The 15,941-nt window shown below is 70.1% G+C and carries 13 protein-coding genes; 7 read left to right on the forward strand and 6 right to left on the reverse strand.

What is annotated here, in order from left to right:
• Window positions 1-173 precede the first annotated feature (173 nt).
• From ACIP6N_RS29310 to ACIP6N_RS29330, 5 genes are read right to left on the reverse strand one after another with little or no spacing between them, the layout of a single operon-like run.
• On the reverse strand, window positions 174-1,484 hold the full coding sequence (locus ACIP6N_RS29310) for a DUF58 domain-containing protein (protein ID WP_401820658.1): 1,311 nt from the start codon (window positions 1,482-1,484) through the stop codon (window positions 174-176).
• A 17-nt stretch (window positions 1,485-1,501) separates the two neighbouring features.
• Entirely contained in the window at window positions 1,502-2,485 is a 984-nt protein-coding gene (locus ACIP6N_RS29315) for an AAA family ATPase (RefSeq protein ID WP_401820660.1), read from the reverse strand.
• The gene (locus tag ACIP6N_RS29320) at window positions 2,482-3,666 is read right to left on the reverse strand and encodes a DUF4350 domain-containing protein (RefSeq protein ID WP_401820661.1); all 1,185 of its coding nucleotides are present in this window, start codon (window positions 3,664-3,666) and stop codon (window positions 2,482-2,484) included. The genes ACIP6N_RS29315 and ACIP6N_RS29320 overlap by 4 nt, the downstream gene beginning before the upstream one ends.
• Window positions 3,663-4,319 (reverse strand): DUF4129 domain-containing protein, encoded by a 657-nt coding sequence (locus tag ACIP6N_RS29325; RefSeq protein ID WP_401820662.1) that lies wholly within the window; start codon window positions 4,317-4,319, stop codon window positions 3,663-3,665. The genes ACIP6N_RS29320 and ACIP6N_RS29325 overlap by 4 nt, the downstream gene beginning before the upstream one ends.
• Window positions 4,320-4,359: 40 nt before the next feature.
• A complete protein-coding gene (locus tag ACIP6N_RS29330) occupies window positions 4,360-5,649 on the reverse strand; it encodes a glycerophosphoryl diester phosphodiesterase membrane domain-containing protein (RefSeq protein WP_401820664.1) in 1,290 nt (429 codons plus the stop codon).
• A gap of 194 nt (window positions 5,650-5,843) precedes the next feature.
• On the opposite strand from ACIP6N_RS29330, the gene mtnA reads away from it, so the two are divergent.
• The 7 genes from mtnA (at window position 5,844) to ACIP6N_RS29365 (ending at window position 14,555) form a co-directional block, all read left to right on the forward strand.
• The gene (gene mtnA, locus ACIP6N_RS29335) at window positions 5,844-6,998 is read left to right on the forward strand and encodes an S-methyl-5-thioribose-1-phosphate isomerase (RefSeq protein ID WP_401820665.1); all 1,155 of its coding nucleotides are present in this window, start codon (window positions 5,844-5,846) and stop codon (window positions 6,996-6,998) included.
• Between the two features lie 15 nt (window positions 6,999-7,013).
• Entirely contained in the window at window positions 7,014-7,691 is a 678-nt protein-coding gene (gene mtrA, locus ACIP6N_RS29340) for a two-component system response regulator MtrA (RefSeq protein WP_009333493.1), read from the forward strand.
• A 1-nt stretch (window position 7,692) separates the two neighbouring features.
• Window positions 7,693-9,849, forward strand: a complete 2,157-nt coding sequence (gene mtrB, locus ACIP6N_RS29345) for an MtrAB system histidine kinase MtrB (protein ID WP_401820668.1) — start codon at window positions 7,693-7,695, stop codon at window positions 9,847-9,849.
• Window positions 9,850-9,895: 46 nt separating this feature from the next.
• Window positions 9,896-11,689, forward strand: coding sequence for an LpqB family beta-propeller domain-containing protein (locus ACIP6N_RS29350; RefSeq protein ID WP_401820669.1), 1,794 nt, complete (start codon window positions 9,896-9,898; stop codon window positions 11,687-11,689).
• A gap of 121 nt (window positions 11,690-11,810) precedes the next feature.
• On the forward strand, window positions 11,811-12,533 hold the full coding sequence (locus tag ACIP6N_RS29355; RefSeq protein ID WP_401820671.1) for a ComF family protein: 723 nt from the start codon (window positions 11,811-11,813) through the stop codon (window positions 12,531-12,533).
• A gap of 315 nt (window positions 12,534-12,848) precedes the next feature.
• Complete coding sequence (hpf, locus tag ACIP6N_RS29360; protein ID WP_401820673.1) at window positions 12,849-13,538, forward strand: ribosome hibernation-promoting factor, HPF/YfiA family; 690 nt, start codon at window positions 12,849-12,851, stop codon at window positions 13,536-13,538.
• A 258-nt stretch (window positions 13,539-13,796) separates the two neighbouring features.
• Window positions 13,797-14,555: a response regulator gene (locus tag ACIP6N_RS29365; RefSeq protein ID WP_401820674.1), complete on the forward strand. Its 759-nt coding sequence runs from the start codon at window positions 13,797-13,799 to the stop codon at window positions 14,553-14,555.
• Window positions 14,556-14,695: 140 nt separating this feature from the next.
• Here ACIP6N_RS29365 and ACIP6N_RS29370 read toward each other — a convergent pair whose 3' ends face one another.
• Window positions 14,696-15,916 carry a winged helix-turn-helix domain-containing protein gene (locus ACIP6N_RS29370; RefSeq protein ID WP_401820676.1) on the reverse strand — a complete coding sequence of 407 codons (1,221 nt, stop codon included), beginning with the start codon at window positions 15,914-15,916 and terminating at the stop codon, window positions 14,696-14,698.
• Window positions 15,917-15,941 lie beyond the last annotated feature (25 nt).

The following is a 15,941-nucleotide window of genomic DNA, read 5'->3' on the forward strand; positions in this document are numbered from 1 at the left end:
CTGCAGGGGGGACCCTGTGGGAGAGTAGGTCGCCGCCGAACAATTTTTATGGGGAAGCCCCGTACCTTTATGGTACGGGGCTTCTCTGCGTTCACCATCAATTTCTCCACGTTTATGCATAGAGCCACCACTGCCGGCCACCTGTGCACATCGACCGCCCGTGAGAGCGGATCTCAGAGGCGGCCGGCGGCTTTCAGGGCGAGGTATGCGTCCGCGAGCGCGGGGGCCAGTTTCTCCGGAGTCTCGTCCACGACGGTGACGCCGTGACGCTGGAGCCGCTCTGCCGTACGGCGTCGTTCCGCCTGGGTCCGGGCGGCGGCAGCGGCCTCGTAAACCGCGTCCACTGTGCCGCGTGCGGCCCCCATCGTCTCGATGTGGGGATCCGCCACCGAGGCCACGAGCACCGTGTGGCGCTGGGTGAGCTGCGGGAGCACGGGGAGCAGGCCCTCTTGGACGGCAGCCGCGTCGAGGCTGGTGAACAACACGATGAGGGAACGACGTGGGGCGCCCTTCAGCATGGCTGAGGCCAGGCCGCGTGTGTCGGTTTCCACGAGTTCCGGTTCCAGCGGTGCCAGCGCGCTCACCACGGCGGGAAGGATGTCGTTCGCCGAACGGCGCTGGACCTGGGCGCGCCTGAGACGGTCGTAGGCGAGCAGGTCCACTCGGTCGCCCGCACGTGAGGCGAGCGCGGTGAGCAGCAGCGTGGCGTCCATGGCCGCGTCGAGGCGCGGAACGTCGCCCACGCGGCCGGCCGAGGTCCGCCCGGTGTCGAGCACAATGAGGATGTGCCGGTCCCGTTCCGGGCGCCAGGTGCGTACGGCGACGGTGGATTGGCGTGCGGTGGCGCGCCAGTCGATGGAGCGGGTGTCGTCGCCGGGCACGTAGGCGCGGAGGCTGTCGAACTCGGTGCCCTCGCCGCGGATCAACACGCTGGTGCGTCCGTCGAGTTCACGGAGGCGAGCGAGCCTGGACGGCAGATGCTTACGACTGGTGAAGGGCGGCAGTACGCGGACGCTCCACGGGATGTGATGGTCGCCCTGCCGGGCGGCGAGACCCAGTGGTCCGAACGAGCGAACGGTGACGCGTTCCGCGTGCCGGTCACCGCGGCGGGTCGGACGCAGGAGAGTGGTGAGGCTGCGGCGTTCGCCCGGCGCGACGGTCAACTGGTGGCGCGAAGCGGCCTGTTCAGTGCCTGTCGGCCAACTGCTGGGCGGCCAGGCGTCCCGGAGGTGGGCGCGGAGGCGGCGGTTCGACGGGTTGGTAACGGTCAGGATGACCTCGGCGCTCTCACCGAGTCGAACGGACGTTTCACCACTTCGGGTGAACTGGAGCTTTTTCACTGGCGCGGCCAGGAAGTAGTCGCACAGAATTGCTACCGAGAGCAGCCCATTGACGGAGAAGATCCCCGCCCAGCTGGGGGCGGCGATACCTACGAGGAATGAGCAAAGAGCAGCGACGAGCGCTGTTCGTCCGGTGAGGGCCACGGGGTGGGTTCAGCTCCTCATCGGGGGACGGGCACATGGGCCAGGACGGCGGTGAGGACGGAGTCCGCGGTGACTCCTTCCATCTCCGCCTCGGGCCGCAGCTGGACGCGATGGCGGAGTGTGGGCAGGGCCAGTGCCTTCACGTCGTCCGGGGTGACGTAGTCGCGACCGGTGAGCCAGGCCCAGGCCCGGGCGGTCGAGAGCAGGGCAGTGGCGCCTCGCGGGGAGACGCCGAGTGCGAGTGAGGGGGAATCTCGAGTGGCACGGCAGATATCGACGACATAGCCCGCGATCTCGGGTGAGACAACAGTCTTGGCAACGGCGGCGCGCGCTGCCTCCAGATCGGCCGGCCCCGCGACGGGGCGTACCCCTGCGGCCTGGAGATCGCGCGGGTTGAAGCCTTCCGCATGGCGGGTGAGGACGTTGATCTCGTCGTCGCGGGAGGGCAGCGGCACGGTCAGTTTGAGGAGAAAACGGTCGAGCTGGGCTTCAGGAAGGGGGTAAGTGCCCTCGTACTCGACTGGGTTCTGCGTGGCTGCGACCAGGAACGGGTCCGGGAGCGGACGCGGCGTGCCGTCAACAGTGACCTGACGCTCCTCCATGGCCTCCAGAAGCGATGACTGCGTCTTGGGAGGAGTGCGGTTGATCTCGTCGGCCAACAGCAGATTGGTGAAGACGGGACCGGCCTGGAAGGAGAACTCCGCGGTTCTCGCGTCGTAGACGAGAGAACCGGTGATGTCGCTCGGCATCAGGTCGGGGGTGAACTGGACGCGCTTCGTGTCGAGTTCGAGAGATGCGGCAAGTGCTCGCACCAGGAGGGTCTTGGCGACGCCGGGGACCCCCTCGAGCAGGACGTGGCCCCGGCAGAGGAGGGCGACGACGAGACCGGTGACAGCGGCGTCCTGGCCGACCACCGCCTTTCCGATCTCGGTGCGCAGGGCCTCCAGGGAAGCGCGGGCGCCGTCCGGGTTCTCAGCGGTCTCCGGGGTCGTGGCACTCATGAGGTGCGTACCTCTCTTTCGAGGGCGTCGAGTTGGTCCGCGAGGCGGATGAGAGCGGCGTCGTCGGCCGGAGCCGGGCCGAAGAGCAGGGTGGGCAGGTCCGCGCCGGTGTCCGGAAGCCGTGCGGACACGGCGGCGATCAGGTGCTCGGGGGCGTGCGCCCGCGTGGGCGGGAGGCCGAGAAGAGGCGCGAGGCGGTCGCGGGCCGCCGCGCGCAGGACGGTGGCGGCGCGGTCGCGGGCGTCGGCCTTGCGGTAGAGCCGGGCGCGGCCCTCGGTGGATTCCGAGGCGCGGATGGCGACGGGGAGCCGTTCGGTGACGAGAGGGCCGAGTCTGCGGGCGCGCCAGGCGGCGGCGAGTACTGCGGCGAGGAGGAGCTGAAGGGTGCCCCAGAGCCAGCCGGAAGGGATCAGATCGAGAAAACCGCTGCTGCCGCTGTCCTGGGCGGCGGAGGCATCGCCGAGAGAGGGGAGGTACCAGACGAGATGAGGCCGGGAACCGAGGAGTTGCAGGGCGAGCGAGGCGTTGCCCTGCTTGGCGAGACGGTTGTTGTAGAGGAGGTCGGGGGAGCCGAGCAGTACGGTGTCGCCGGCGTTGGTGGATCCGATCCGGAGGAGAGTCGGCGTGCTGTCGACCGGGTAACAGGCTTCGGTGTCGCGCGAGTCGGTGGTGTATTGAACGCCGCCGATGTCGACCGTGCCCGCGCTGCGGGCGGCGGGCAGAGAACACCGCGGTGCGGCCGGGGAGACGGGGGCCATGGATTTCGCACGGACTCCGGGGGCAAGGGTGTCGAGCGAGGCGGGGCCCGCGCCGAGGAGGACGGTGCGGCCTTCCGAGGACGTCATGGCGGCGCGCAGGGAACGCTGTTGACGCGGTGTCAGCAGATCGGGGACGGCGACCAGAAGTGTGGTGTCGGGCCCGGCGGCGGTTGTGGCCCGGTCGAGTGTGGTGACCGTGTCGACGGAAACGCCGCGGTCCCTGAGCAGTTCGGCCACGGCCCGGCTGCCGTACGGGTCGGCGGAGCGCGGATCGAGACTGCCGTGGTGGTCCCCGGAGCGTATGGCGGCGATGGTGATCCCGGCGGCCAGGAGGATGACGAGAACGAGGAGCGGTCCCCGGCCCCGGGTCCATATGTGGCGGGCGGTGGGGGAGACCGAGGTGGAGCCGATCGTGGTCGTCATCCGGCCGGTCCCCCAGCCGTCGCGCTCAACTGCGGCCGGGTGCGTTCCAGGTCCAGATCCAGTTCGCGCAGACGCAGGTACGTGCTGTGGTCCGCGGTGCGGCCGCCATATGTGATGTCGTCGAACTCGTGGGCTGCTGTGCGCAGTCGGCCGGCCTGTCCGGGAAGGGACCGCCCGGCCTTGGTGGCGGCCTCGACGGCGGTACGGCCGGGACGCGGGTCGAGCAGGGCCCGTTCCTCCAGGGCGCGGACGACGGCGCGCATGCGCTCCTGGACGGCTTGGTTCCAGCGCCCGGCGGCGGCGTGTGTTTCCGCGTCGGCCCGGTGGCCGGCGGCGCTTCGCGGACCCTCTGTGAAGAGCGAGCCGGTCCCGCCGCCAGGAAGGCGGCGGGGTGTGCCGAGGCGCCACCAGAGTGCGGCGAAGAGGGCCACGACGAACAGAAGAATGACAACGAGCCCCAGGGTGCCGCCGGGTGTGGCTCCGGCGGCGGAACCGAAGAGGTCGCCGACCCACTGCAGGAAGCGGTTGATCGCCCGCTGCAGGAGGTTGGGGTCGTTCTCGTGGTACATCGGTCTGGACAGTTCCCGTTCCGCCGCCTCACGGGCGGGGGAACGGGGAGTGTCCACCGGTAGGTCGTCGCTTGTACGGATCATCAGCCGCGTCGTTGTCGCGCCCCCCGCGATGATCACCGCATCAGCTCCCGGGAATGTCGTCGCCGGGCCGGCCGTAGCCGGGAATGCCCGCGGCTCGCGCGAGTTCGATGTCGAGGGCTTCGCGGCGGATGCGCTGGTCGACGTAGAGGAGGACCGTCACGCCGGCGGAGACCGGCAAGGTGATCGAGGCGGAGACGACTCCACCGATGCCGGTGATGATCAGGAAGGCCCAGCCGTAGTCGGGGACGGTGCCGGAGAGCAGGCCGCCGAAGCCGCCACCGTCCACCGCGATGGCGATGGCACTGAACGGAATCCCGATGATCAACGAGAATACGAAGGTCATCAGGACCGTGAGTGCGAGGATGCCGAAAGTCCTCCACCAGGCGCCCCGGACCAGCTTGGCGGAGCGGCGCAGGGATGCCACCACGCCTTGCCTCTCCAGCATCAGGGCGGGGGAGGCGAGAGCGAAGCGGATCATCAGCCAGAGGACGACGGCGAAGCCGGCCAGTGCGCCGAGCACGATGACCCCGGCCCCGGCGGCCTTGGCCTCCGCGAGGAAACCGATCAGCACGCCCGGCAGGATGCCGATGGCCAGGATGACGCCGCCCATCAGCGGCAGGATGAGCGTCAGTCCCAGCAGCCGGGGGATCCGGGGCGTGGCTTCGGCCCAGGCTTCCTTGAACGTGACGGGACGTCCCAGGACGGAGCGGCTGATGACCACGGTGAGGATCGCCGTGGTGAGCAGGGTGCCGATCAGTGTGAGCGCCAGGTTGGGCAGGGTGACGAGGAGGCTCGACCGGACGGAGCGGACCGCCTCATCCATCGCCTGTTCCGCAGTTGGGTTCGGACCGAGGTCGGACGGCCCGGTCATCAGGAAGCGCTGGGCGAGCAGATTGCCCAGCTGAGTGATCACGGCAATGGTGACGGTCACGCCCAGGACGGTGCGCCAGTGGGCGCGCAGGGTCGAGACCGCACCGTCGAGGATCTCGCCGACACCGAGCGGCCGGAGCGGGATCACACCGGGCTTGGCGGCGGGCGGCCGGCCCCAGCCGGGCGCCCCGTTTCCCCACCCGGGACCCGGGCCTCCCCAGCCGGGTGCCCCGCCGTCAGAAGGACCGGGGCCGCCGGTCCGGGCGCGCGGGGGCCGCGGCACGGGCGGACCCGCGGCGGGGCCGCTCGGCGGGGACCACTGTCCGGCAGGGGGCTGGGCCTTGGACCACTTCGAGGAGGAGCCGGTCTCGTCGGCCGGCCCGGCGGGCTGGGGCACACCGGACTCCTGGCCGTCGGAAGGGGCAGATCCGGGCGAAGCCCAGCCCGGAGTGTCATTCACGGTCGTCCACCTCGTGGATTGGTTGCGGGGCCTGCTCGGCGAGCCGGCGCTTCGGCGGCGCCTGTCCGTGGAGCCGAGAGGCGGGCCGGCAGCCATCGTGCCACGCGGCGGGTTCCGGTGGTCGGGCGGCGGTATCTCCGTATCCGCTTCCTTCGTCCCTTCATTGTCGCTGCCGCAGCGGGCAGACTGGGCGGATGGCTGATCCGTACACACCAACCTCTGTGGGCACAGAGCCGTCCATGCTCCCCTCGCTTCGGTGGGACGAGCCGCCGGAAGGGCCCGTACTGGTCCTCCTCGACCAGACGAGGCTGCCCGTCGAGGAGGAGGAATACGTCTGCACTGACGTACCGGCTCTGGTGCGGGCGATCCGGATGCTCGCCGTTCGCGGGGCGCCGCTGCTGGGGATCGCGGGCGCCTACGGGGTCGCGCTCGCCGCCGTGCGCGGGTACGACGTCGAGGACGCGGCGGAGATCCTGGCACAGGCACGGCCCACCGCGGTGAACCTCGGTTACGGGGTCCGGCGGGCGCGTGACGCGTACCGGGCGGCGGCCGAGAAGGGGGCGGATCTGGACCAGGCGGCGGCCGCCGCGCTCGCCGAGGCGAGGCGGCTGCACAGGGAAGATGCCGAGGCCAGCGCGCGGATGGCCGCGTTTGGGCTTACGCTCCTCGATGAACTGCTGCCTGGTGGCAACCACCGGATCCTGACCCATTGCAACACCGGGGCGCTCGTCTCGGGCGGGGAGGGCACCGCGTTCGCCGTGGCTCTGTCGGCACACCGGGCCGGCCGGCTGCGACGTCTGTGGGTGGACGAGACGCGTCCGCTGCTCCAGGGCGCCAGGCTGACGGCGTACGAAGCGGCTCGCAACGGGATGGCTTACACATTGCTGACAGACAACGCCGCCGGCTCGCTCTTCGCCGCGGGTGAGGTGGACGCCGTCCTCGTGGGGGCGGACCGGATCGCGGCCGACGGATCGGTGGCGAACAAAGTGGGGAGCTACCCGCTGGCCGTGCTGGCCAAGTATCACCGGGTGCCGTTCGTCGTGGTCGCTCCGACCACGACGATCGACCCGGACACCCCGGACGGAGCGTCGATCGAGGTGGAGCAACGACCGGGGCAGGAGGTGACGGAGCTCACGGCACCGCAGATGGCGGTGGCGGGAGTGGAGACGGGCAGTGGGAGTGGGATGCCGGTGGCGCCGCTGGGAACGCAGGCGTACAACCCGGCTTTCGACATCACGCCCGCAGAATTGGTGACGGCGATCGTCACCGAGTACGGCGCTCTGTCCCCGGTCACCGGGGACGGGATCGCGGAGCTGTGTGCCAGGTCACGCCAAGTAACGATGAGGTAATGGGATGATGTCGATATGAAGGGACGCGTCCTTGTCGTCGACGACGACACCGCACTGGCCGAGATGCTCGGCATTGTGCTGCGTGGTGAAGGGTTCGAGCCGTCGTTCGTAGCAGACGGTGACAAGGCACTCGCCGCTTTCCGTGAGGCCAAGCCGGATCTGGTGCTGCTGGATCTCATGCTGCCCGGCCGGGACGGCATCGAGGTGTGCCGGCTCATCAGGGCCGAGTCCGGCGTGCCCATCGTCATGCTCACGGCCAAGAGCGACACGGTCGACGTGGTGGTGGGTCTTGAATCGGGGGCCGACGACTACATCGTCAAGCCGTTCAAGCCCAAGGAGCTGGTGGCCCGGATCCGGGCCAGGCTGCGGAGGTCGGAGGAGCCGGCGCCGGAGCAGCTGGCCATCGGGGACCTGGTCATCGATGTGGCGGGTCACTCCGTGAAGCGTGACGGGCAGTCGATAGCCCTGACGCCGCTCGAGTTCGACCTGCTGGTCGCGCTTGCCCGCAAGCCGTGGCAGGTGTTCACCCGTGAAGTGCTCCTGGAGCAGGTCTGGGGTTACCGGCACGCGGCGGACACCCGGCTGGTCAATGTGCATGTCCAGCGACTGCGCTCCAAGGTCGAGAAGGACCCGGAGCGTCCGGAGATCGTGGTGACCGTCCGAGGTGTCGGTTACAAGGCAGGACCGAGCTGACATGTCCGGCGGCAGTGCTGCTCCGAAGCCCGGGGAGCCGGGAGTCCGTGCGGGGCTGCCGGCCGGATCCGTGCGTGCGTCCCTGTGGGCCGGCCGGCTGTTTCAGGGCGGCCGGCTGCTCCAGGACGGCACGCCCGGCGGTCCTGTGCTGCGGCTTCTGGTGCGCTGGGTGAGGCGTCCTCTGCTGCCTGCCGTACGGCTGTGGCGGCGGAACATCCAGCTGCGGGTCGTCGCGGCCACGCTGCTGATGTCGCTCGGGGTGGTGCTGCTCCTGGGGTTCGTCGTCATCGGGCAGGTGCGCAACGGTCTGATCGAAGCCAAGGAGAAGGCGGCCCAGAGCCAGGCGGCGGGCGGCTTCACCGTGGCCAAGGAGAAGGCGGACGCGGCCGCCGCGCCCGGTGGGCAGGACGGCAACACCGCGGGCGGCAGGCCGGGCCGTAACTCCTGGCGGACCGAGCTGGTCGAACAGCTCGCCAGCGGAGGACCCGGTGCGTTCAACGTGGTGGCGCTGAGCGCCGACTCGCAGGACGCGATCTCCACCAAGCGGGCACCGCGCGCCTCCGGCGGAGTCGATTTCACCAGCATTCCGGTGGATCTGCGGTCCGCGGTGGCGGGGGGCACAGGACAGTTCGAGGCGTACGCCCAGATCCGTTACACCGACGCGACCGAGGCCAGGGAGCCGGAGCCGGGTCTGGTCATCGGCAAGCGGCTGAACGATGTCGACGGCAACGCGTACGAGCTGTACTACCTGTTCCCTCTGACACAGGAGGAGCAGTCCCTCAACCTGGTCAAGGGCACGCTCGCCACGGCCGGGCTCTTCGTGGTCGTGCTGCTCGGGGCCATCGCCTGGCTGGTGGTGCGGCAGGTCGTCACGCCCGTGCGGATGGCTGCGGGGATCGCGGAGCGGCTGTCCACGGGACGGCTCCAGGAACGCATGAAGGTCACCGGTGAGGACGACATCGCGCGTCTCGGTGAGGCCTTCAACAAGATGGCGCAGAATCTGCAGCTCAAGATCCAGCAGCTGGAAGAGCTTTCCCGGATGCAGCGGCGCTTCGTCTCCGACGTCTCGCACGAGCTGCGGACACCGCTGACGACCGTCCGGATGGCCGCCGACGTCATCCATGAGGCGCGGATGGACTTCGACCCCGTGACGGCGCGCTCGGCGGAGCTGCTGGGGGACCAGCTCGACCGCTTCGAGTCGCTGCTGTCGGACCTGCTGGAGATCAGTCGTTTCGACGCGGGTGCGGCGGCCCTGGAGGCCGAGCCGATAGACCTGCGTCAGGTGGTGCGCCGGGTGATCGGCGGCGCCGAGCCGCTGGCCGAGCGCAAGGGCAGCCGGATCCGGGTCGTCGGGGACGAACAGCCCGTCGTCGCGGAGGCGGACGCCCGGCGGGTGGAGCGGGTGCTGCGCAATCTGGTCGTCAACGCCGTGGAGCACGGCGAGGGCCGGGACGTCGTCGTACGGATGGCGGTGGCCGGCGGTGCGGTCGCGGTCGCGGTGCGCGACTACGGCGTCGGGCTCAAGCCGGGCGAGGCCACGCGGGTCTTCAACCGTTTCTGGCGGGCCGATCCGGCCCGGGCCCGTACCACCGGCGGTACCGGGCTCGGTCTGTCGATCGCGGTCGAGGACGCGCGGCTGCACGGCGGCTGGCTCCAGGCATGGGGTGAGCCCGGGGGCGGCTCGCAGTTCCGGCTGACGCTGCCGCGCACCGCGGACGAGTCGCTGCGTGGTTCGCCGATACCGCTGGAGCCCGAGGATTCGAGGCGCGGCCGCGAGCGCGCGGTTTCCGGAGAGCCCAAGGAGAGCGGGCACCGGCTGACGAGCGTGCCCTCTCAGCCGCCCGGGACGGACCGCTCACCGCTTCCCCTGCCGTCCGCGCCCCTGCCGCCCCGTACGCCGCCCGCGTCGGCCGTGGTGGATCCGGCCGCGCTGCCCGGCAGCGGGGCCCGTGTGGTGGCCTGCCCGGTGGGCGAGCGCGCCGGGGACGGCGGCAGCGACGGCGACACCGGGCCCACGGACGGCGAGGTCCTCGCGGACGGCGGGGCCCCCACGGACGGCGAGGGCCCCGACCACCCCATGGACCACAAGGGCGCCGATGGCCCCATGAACTCTGCACGGACGGCTTCGGAGCGGGAGGACACGACTCGTGGGCGCTGACCGCCGTCGGTTCGGTCGAGGACGTATACCCGGGCGTGCGGTACGGATGCCCGTCCTGCTGGGGATCGTCGCGCTGCTGCTGGCCGGCTGCGCGTCCATCCCTGACAGCGGTGATGTGGAACTGGTCAAGGCGTCCCCGCGAGGGGAGTCCCAGGTGCGGGTCTACGCCGTGCCGCCGCGCGCGAAGGCCGAGCCCGACGAGATAGTCGACGGCTTCCTCGAGGCGATGACCAGTGAGGACCCGGACTTCGCCATGGCCAGGAAGTACCTGACGAAGCAGGCCTCCAAGACCTGGCGGCCCGAGGACAGCACGACGGTGCTGCGCTCCGCCCCCGACCCCACGGCTCCCCAGGGGCCCGCCGCGTCCGAGCCCGGCCTCCGCTACCCGCTGTCCGGCGAGCGGATCGCCTACGTCGACGCCGCGCACGCGTACCAGCCGGTCACGCCCGTCGCGTACGACGGTTCGATCCATCTCGTGCAGCAGAAGGACGCGGACGGGGCCGAGTGGCGCATCGACAGCCTGCCGCAGGGTCTCGTGCTCGGTGACTCCGACTTCCAGCGCAGCTACCGCTCCGTGAACAAGTACTACTTCGCCTCCGGGCAGGACTGGCTGGTCGCCGACCCCGTCTACATCCGCAAGCGAATAGACCCGACCACGCGGATGGATTCGGTCACTCAGGCGATCAAGGTGCTGCTCGACGGCCCGACCGGCTGGCTGGATCCGGTCGTCGACTCGGTCTTCCCCGCCGGTACGCAGCTGGAGAAGGGCGTTAGATCGCTGGAGTTCGACGACCGTAACGCGCTGAAGGTGCCGCTCAACGACAAGGCGGCCAAGGCGGGGCGTACGCAGTGCAGGAAGATGGCGGCGCAGCTTCTCTTCACCCTGCGGGACCTCACATCCACCCGGGTCGAGCGGGTCGAGCTGATGGCGGACGGCTCTTCGCTCTGCCTGCTCAACGGGGACCAGGCGCAGGAGTTCGCCCCGGACCGCGCCACCGGTTCTCCCGACAACCCGTACTTCGTCGACGAGGCCGGCAAGCTGACCCGGCTGGAGACCGGCGGCGAGAGCGTCGCCAGGACACCGGTCATCGGCCCCTTCGGGGACGGTACGGCCAAACTCGGTTCGGTCGCGGTCTCGCGTGACGAGAAGCGTGCCGCGGGCGTCGACCAGAACGCCAGGTCGTTGTTCGTGTCGTCGATCGTCGCGGACGGCGATCCGGGCGATCCGGTGGTGACCAGTACCGGAACGAGGGCCGAGGACCGGCTGTCGGCGCCCAGCTGGGACGGCCACGGCGATCTGTGGATCGCCGACCGTAATCCCGCGAAGCCGCGGCTGCTGCGCCTCCCCGGCGGGAAGGGCGCGCCGCGGGAGGTCGCGGTGGACGGTATCGGCAATGCGCGCATTCAGGCGGTGCGGGTGTCGGCCGACGGCGTCAGGGTGGCGCTGCTGCTGACCGACAACGGACGGACGACTCTTCAGATAGGCCGGGTGGAGCGGCACGCCGGCGGCGGATCCGAGGTGTCCGTGGTGGCTCTGAAGTCGGCGGCCCCTCAGCTGGAGGCGGTGACCGCCGTGTCGTGGGCGGGGCCCAGCAGACTGGTGGTCGTGGGCAAGGAGCAGGGCGGGGTGCAGCAGGTGCGCTACATACAGACCGACGGATCCACGTCGGCGGCGAGTGTGCTGCCCGGGCTGAATCAGGTGACGGCCATCGCGGCGGCCGACGACGACCGGCAGCCGCTGGTCGCCGACTCCGAGGACGCAGGGATCGTCCGGCTGCCGTCCGGCGCGAATTGGCAGACGATGGTTGAGGCGGGCTCATCGCCCGTCTACCCGGGCTAGAGACTCATGAAGATCTTGTTGAGGCCCTGTCCCGAAAAGGCCGCAGCCGATGACTGAATCCCGCGGAACGGGTTGTCCACAGGGGTGGCCGGGCAGCTTCGCGGTTGGCACAGTGGATGTCATGCGGGGGTGGTGGCGAGAGATCACCGGCCTGGTGCTCCCTGTCGCCTGTGGCGGCTGCGGCAGCCCCAGGACGCCGCTGTGCGAGGACTGCGGCCGGGCGCTGTACGGGATGTGGCCGTGCCGGGTGCGGCCGGTGCCCGAGCCCGCGGGGCTGCCGGTGGTGCATGCCGCGGCGCCGTACGAGGACGCGGTGCGCGCGGTGCTGCTCGCGCACAAGGAACGCGGCGCGCTCGGTCTCGCCGGGCCGCTCGGTGAGGCGCTGGCCGCCGCCGTGCGGGCCGCGGTGCCGCCGGGCACGGGCGTGGGACTGCTGCTGCTCGTTCCTGTGCCGTCGACGCGGCGCGCCGTGGGAGCGCGCGGGCACGATGCCGCGCGCAGGATCGCGCTGGCCGCCGCGGCGGATCTCCGGCGTTCCGGCAGACCGGCGCGGGTGCTTCCCGTGCTGCGGCAGCGGCGGGCGGTGGCCGATCAGGCGGCGCTCGGTGCCCGTCAGAGGGCGGCGAACCTGTCGGGGGCCCTGGAGGTCGCGAGCGGGGGCGGGCGGCTGCTGGAGGGCGGCCGGGTGGTGCTGGTGGACGACCTCATGACGACCGGTACCTCGCTGGTCGAGGCGGCGCGGGCGCTGCGTGCCGCGGGCCGCCCCGGCAGTGCCGGATTCGCACAGGTGAGCGCCGCGGTCGTCTCCGCGCTTCCGCAGTCTTTCGAGATAAACCGGAACTGAGCGTTGATTTGCATCCTTGCTGGTAAAGGGGGAAGGGAAACACCTGAACGGAGGTACCTGCGGGTAGCGGGTGCCGACACCCGTCCGAGAGAGCTATGTTCGGTTGTGAGGAATGGCGAAAGCCGCGGCTCACTGAATGCACCCGCTGTGTTCGGCGTTTTTCAGAACCTCGTAGTTCGTGGGGAGTGGGCATCGCGTCCACGGGGGAGGAGGAGGTGAAAGTCGCCAAGTCCGAGGCTCCGGTGACTACTGGAGCCTGGTGCAACAGGGAGTATCTCCGCAACGAGGCGGAGTGATCCGGGAACGGAGTTCTGCGTGGACATCGTCGTCAAGGGCCGCAAAACAGAGGTACCGGAGCGGTTTCGGAAGCACGTGGCCGAGAAGCTGAAGCTGGAGAAGATCCAGAAGCTCGACGGCAAGGTCATCAGCCTGGACGTCGAGGTGTCCAAGGAACATAATCCGCGTCAGGCCGATCGGTGCGACCGGGTGGAGATCACCCTGCGTTCGCGCGGCCCGGTGATCCGGGCGGAGGCGGCGGCCGCAGACCCGTACGCGGCGCTCGACCTGGCCACCGGCAAGTTGGAGGCGCGGCTGCGCAAGCAGCACGAGAAGCGCTACAACCGGCGTGGAAACGGCCGGCTCTCGGCCGCCGAGGTCGTCGAAGTCGTCCCCGACGCGGCTGAGTTGAACGCGAACGGCGAGACAGCCGCGGAAGAGGCCGCGCAGGCCGCGTCCCAGGCCAAGGCCGGTCCTCTGGAAGTCCAGGGCGACGGACCGCTGGTGGTCAGGGAGAAGAACCACGTCGCCGCGCCGATGGGGCTCGACCAGGCTCTGGAGGAAATGGAGTTGGTCGGGCACGACTTCTACCTGTTCGTCGACTCCGAATCGAAGGAGCCGAGTGTTGTCTACCGGCGCCACGCGTACGACTACGGAGTGATCCGGCTCAGGACGGATCCGCTGGCGGACTCGGAATTGGGTGGCGCGGGTGGCGCCCTCGGAGGCTGAGAGACCGCCCGAGGCCGGGAGACTGCCTGCTCCAGCCCTCGTCCGGCTGAGTACGACCGGGATTTCGGCTGAGATCCGCCCCTCGGGTGGTGCCCCTGAGTGCCCCTTACGCGCTCAGGGGCACCACCGTGTGTCCAGAGGATCACCGTTCTGACGCCCAGGCATGAAATCATGGCCTCGCAAGCCAACAGCTGGTCTGCGAAGTGCGGTTGGCCGGCTCGGTTGAACTCGGGGCCATGGCCTTCAGGGGGAGGAACGATGGCGGACAGCTTCGGACCGGTGCATCACGCGAGCGGCGCCGGCGGGATGCCCGACGGTGCCGGATACGGCTCCGCCGCGGCGGACGGGCCGGGCAAGGAGCCCATCCGGGTGCTTGTCGTGGACGATCACGCGCTCTTCCGCCGTGGCCTGGAGATCGTTCTCGCGCAGGAGGAGGACATCCAGGTCGTCGGCGAGGCGGGTGACGGCGCGGAGGCCGTGGACAAGGCCGCCGATCTGCTGCCCGACATCGTGCTGATGGATGTGCGGATGCCCAAACGGGGCGGTATCGAAGCCTGCACCGCCATCAAGGAGGTGTCGCCGAGCGCGAAAATCATCATGCTGACGATCAGCGACGAAGAGGCCGACCTCTACGACGCGATCAAGGCCGGCGCCACCGGCTATCTCCTCAAGGAGATTTCCACGGACGAGGTGGCCACCGCGATTCGCGCGGTCGCCGACGGCCAGTCACAGATCAGCCCGTCCATGGCGTCCAAGCTGCTGACCGAGTTCAAATCGATGATCCAGCGCACCGATGAGCGCAGACTCGTGCCGGTGCCGCGCCTGACCGAGCGTGAACTCGAAGTGCTCAAGCTGGTCGCCACCGGAATGAACAACCGTGATATCGCCAAGGAGTTGTTCATTTCCGAGAACACCGTGAAGAATCACGTCCGCAACATCCTGGAGAAGCTTCAGCTGCACTCCAGGATGGAGGCCGTGGTCTACGCGATGCGGGAGAAGATCCTCGAGATCCGCTGAACTTCCCGAACTCCTCGGACTCACGAGCTTCCCGATCGGAACTCCCCGAACCGCAACTCTCCCGCGATCCCCGAACGCGGACGCGCCGGACTCTCCGAACTCCCCGGAACACGGCGGGATCCGGCCGGGCGCGCCAGATCTCAGCCGGTCGCGACGGCCGCCGCCAAAGCGTCGCGCAGCTCCGGTGCGTCCACCCTCTCCACCCGTACGTCCGTGCAGCCGACCCACTCGGCGGCCTCAAGCAGCGCCTGGGCCATGGGACCGACCGCCTTGGGCCCCTCCAGCGACACCTGTTTGGCCACCAGCGTCTTCCCCTCCCGCGCCGGATCAACCCGGCCCAGCAGCCTGCCGCCGGAGAGCAGCGGCATCGCGAAGTAGCCGTACACCCGCTTGGGCTTGGGCACGTACGCCTCAAGGCGGTGGGTGAAGCCGAAGATCCGCTCCGTCCTCGCCCGCTCCCAGATCAGGGAGTCGAACGGCGAGAGCAGCGTCGTACGGTGATGTCCGCGCGGAACGCTCTCCAGCGCCTGCGGATCGGCCCAGGCGGGCTTGGCCCATCCCTCGACCTTCACGGGCACCAGCCCCGAGTCCGCGACCACGGCGTCGAAGTGCTCGCCCTTGAGGCGGTGGTAGTCCGCGAGGTCCGCGCGGGTGCCGACCCCGAGCGACCGGCCCGCGAGCCGCACCAGCCGGCGTTGGCACTCCGCGTCATCGAGGGAGTCGTGCAGGAGATCGCCGGGGATGGCGCGCTCCGCCAGGTCATAGACCCGCTTCCAGCTCCGCCGTCCCGTGCAGACGACCTCGCCGAACATCAGCGCGCGCTCCACGGCGACCTTCGCCGCCGACCAGTCCCACCACGGACCGCCGTTCTTGGCGCCGCCCAGCTCCGTCGCCGTGAGAGGCCCCTCCGTCCGCAACTGCTTGATCACTGTCTCGTACACGCCGTCCGGCAGGTCGTGGTACCAGTGCGGGCTCGCGCGGTAGGAGCGGCGCCTGAAGGCGAAGTGCGGCCATTCCTCGACGGGCAGGACACACGCCGCGTGGGACCAGTACTCGAAGGCATGCGGCCGGTGCGCCGCCGCCCCGGCCGCCGGAGCCGGCGTGGGGTCCGTGGGCGCGTGTGTCCAGTACGCGTCCTCGACGGCCTTGCGGCCGACCGCCCCGAGCCTGGCGTACGGGACCAGCTCATGTGAACGCGCCAGCACCGAGATCGTGTCCAGCTGAACGGCGCCGAGATGACGCAGGACACCCCGGACCCCAGCGCGACGGTCGGGGGCGCCGATGAATCCCTGGGCGCGCAGCGCGATTCGGCGCGCTTCGTCGGCGGACAGCTCGATGGCTGGAGGCGGCGCAGTCGTCATGTTCGGCACGATAGACGCCGGCACT

This window comes from Streptomyces sp. NPDC088725 (genome assembly GCF_044751305.1).
Lineage (GTDB): Bacteria > Actinomycetota > Actinomycetes > Streptomycetales > Streptomycetaceae > Streptomyces.